The organism is Streptomyces sp. NRRL WC-3618 (genome assembly GCF_001280005.1).
Classification (GTDB): Bacteria; Actinomycetota; Actinomycetes; order Streptomycetales; family Streptomycetaceae; genus Streptomyces.
The window spans coordinates 1-2,361 of record NZ_LGDW01000204.1 but is presented as its reverse complement, the minus strand read 5'-3'; the positions used below and the strand labels follow the sequence as shown (position 1 = coordinate 2,361).

Below are 2,361 nucleotides of genomic sequence, written 5' to 3'. Positions count from 1 at the left end.
GGTCGACCGGCGAAGCGGCAAGGTGGGCGTGGTGATAGGGCATGTGGGGACGTACGTACAGCTTCGGCCACCGCGCGGTGGCCGGGAGTGGGACGTGCCACCCGAGGACGTACGTCCGCCGACTCCCACGGAGGAGTTGAGCGCGAAGGTAGCCGTGGCCCACCGGAGGTGGGGACGGTGACCCCGCGCTCGGTCCTGCGCTACGAGACCTGGACGCTCCAGCCCGACCGCGAGCCGGACGCGGAGCCATTCCTGTACGCGATGCAGTGCGCCGTGGACAGAGAGACCTCACCGACAAGCGAGGAGTTCGCCGAACCGCAGGACTGGATACTGCGGCACTGCGGCCAGAACCCGTCCCACCACACCTACCGGGAGATCATCACCCGCCCCTGGCAGACCTGGCGCCGCCAGACGTGACCCGCCCCGCCCGCCCAGGCGCCGCAACGCGCTGACCACCCAACTCCCGTCCCTGCCGGGCGCAACCGTTCGAGGCTTCCCCGTACTCGTCAGCCCCGGCAGGGACGGGCCCTGACGTGCGTGCCGTGCCCATCTCCGTCTCGCCGCCCTCCCCCGTGTCCGCTTCCACGACCTTCGCCACTCCACCGCGACCCTCCTCCTGGAGGAGTGCGTCGAGTGGTCGTGATCAAGGAGCTTCTCCGACACGCCCACATCGGCGTCACCGCCACCGTCTACGCGCACGTGCGCCTCCGCATTCAACGCCAGGCCCTCGAAACGCTCGGTGTGACCCTCGACTACCGCCCCTGACAGACTCGACCGCAACGGCGGCGGACACCCCAGTGGCCGCCGCCGTTGCCGTCAACTACTGTCGTCACAGCGCCTTCAAGCCCCGCTAGGTTGACCCCGACGCAAGCGATATTAGCTAGACCGAATTATTCGGCGGCCAAGGATCTAGGCCAGGATCAGAGTGCAGACAGAGCAACGGACGCCCAGCGCATACCGCCAGCTCCAATGACTCCTCGAAGGTCGATCCGAGCTCCCAAATCCAACCCATTCCAGCAGCTACTACCCTTCCCCCCGCCTCGATGAAGACGCTCGAATAACTGAGCCATTCACCGATCGGAAAATACTGCCCACCGAGGACACTCTCCACCTCCATGGCGAGAGCACGCTGACCAGACCCAGCCGCGAACGGGTCGAAGTTGTAGGGCTCGTCGTTGGTGAAATTCGGCCCAACTCGATTGATGGGCTCAACTGACAGCCCTCCCAGTTTCGCGAGGACTTCTTCGGCTAGCGAGTGGACACGGTAGCCCTCACCTTCCAGCGGTTTCACCCATTGATCGCTTTCAACGGTTCTTCCCGGGCTCCATCCAGATGCGGAAAGCGCCCCGAGCGTGGCTTGACTCAGCGAGTCAAATCGAATGATAGGCATCAGCCGATCCCCAATTCATCCAAGAGTCGACCGCAACGACCACAGGGATGGGCCGGTTCGCCATGTCCGGTCGTACTCGATGTTGGCATGGAATTATTCCGCGTCCTCACTGTTCGCATAGTCCCTCCCCTGATTGCCTCGGGCCCCTCCGCTGCCTGAGCCTGAATAAGACAGTGGACTTCCGCACATCCCCCATGATGACCCGTCTGCTCAAGCACGTTCGCCAGCTCCCCTTCGGCCTGATGGCCATGCTTATTGCGGCCGTAGTACTGCGCTCCTGAAGGAGACGTGTACTCGGAGGCAAACTTCGCCCCAGGTTCGTTGCGAACGCTGTCGGCATAGTCACCCAGGTTCCGAGAAGGTCGACTTCCGCCGCCCCCCAAGCCTCCCGGCCCTTCTCCGGACCCTCCCGCCATCATGGCCACTGCGGCCATGCCCGATCCGAGCGTAGCAATCTTGCCCAGGCAGCCACTCTCTCGCCCAAGCCGTATGCAGGCTAGGAACTTGAAGTGAGCCAGAGCTTTTCGATCGAAATCAGCCTGCTCAGCGTCTTCCGCTCCCAGGCAAGTACCGTACGCATCCCTGCACGCATTGTCGATTGTCTGCGTGAGCATGCTCCCGAACTGGTTCGCATATTTCCAGCTGCGGTCCACATAGACGGTTGGATAAACTTCCTGATATTTTCTACGGAAATCGTCACCAACACCTCGCGCATTACCTGAGCTCACCGCCGCCTGATGGTTCTGGGAATCCTTTTTCTTACCCGGAACGTGACCCGGAGTCGTGTTCTCGGAATTCGCGTCGGGCCGGGTCGGGCAGTCAACGGACGCACACAATCCGCTGGGGTCACTCTTACTGATCGGACTGTTATTGAGTACGCGTACCCGTTCATCTGCACCGGATCCGCGAGATCAATAATCGGATCCGCCGACAGGAACCGCCCCGCCCCCTGGTCGTACTCCCGGGCCCCG

The 2,361-nt window shown here is 62.9% G+C and carries 4 protein-coding genes and 1 pseudogene; 4 read left to right on the top strand and 1 reads right to left on the bottom strand.

All coding sequences use genetic code 11. The features are described 5' to 3' along the window. The 3 genes and pseudogenes from ADL01_RS46350 to ADL01_RS46345 form a co-directional block, all read left to right on the top strand. The coding region (locus tag ADL01_RS46350; protein ID WP_078960623.1) for a hypothetical protein at positions 1-181 on the top strand (181 nt) is incomplete at its 5' end. Further along, the gene (locus ADL01_RS19465; protein ID WP_053743293.1) at positions 169-417 is read left to right on the top strand and encodes a hypothetical protein; all 249 of its coding nucleotides are present in this window, start codon (positions 169-171) and stop codon (positions 415-417) included. The genes ADL01_RS46350 and ADL01_RS19465, both read left to right, overlap by 13 nt. Positions 418-550: 133 nt before the next feature. After that, positions 551-765 (top strand): annotated as a pseudogene (locus ADL01_RS46345) (tyrosine-type recombinase/integrase); the annotation flags it as partial. Between the two features lie 115 nt (positions 766-880). On the opposite strand, the gene ADL01_RS42240 reads toward ADL01_RS46345, so the two are convergent. Further along, the gene (locus ADL01_RS42240; protein WP_078960622.1) at positions 881-1,390 is read right to left on the bottom strand and encodes an SUKH-3 domain-containing protein; all 510 of its coding nucleotides are present in this window, start codon (positions 1,388-1,390) and stop codon (positions 881-883) included. Between the two features lie 509 nt (positions 1,391-1,899). Between ADL01_RS42240 and ADL01_RS44790 the strand changes: the two genes are divergently transcribed. Next, positions 1,900-2,112, top strand: a complete 213-nt coding sequence (locus tag ADL01_RS44790) for a hypothetical protein (RefSeq protein WP_159049577.1) — start codon at positions 1,900-1,902, stop codon at positions 2,110-2,112. Positions 2,113-2,361 lie beyond the last annotated feature (249 nt).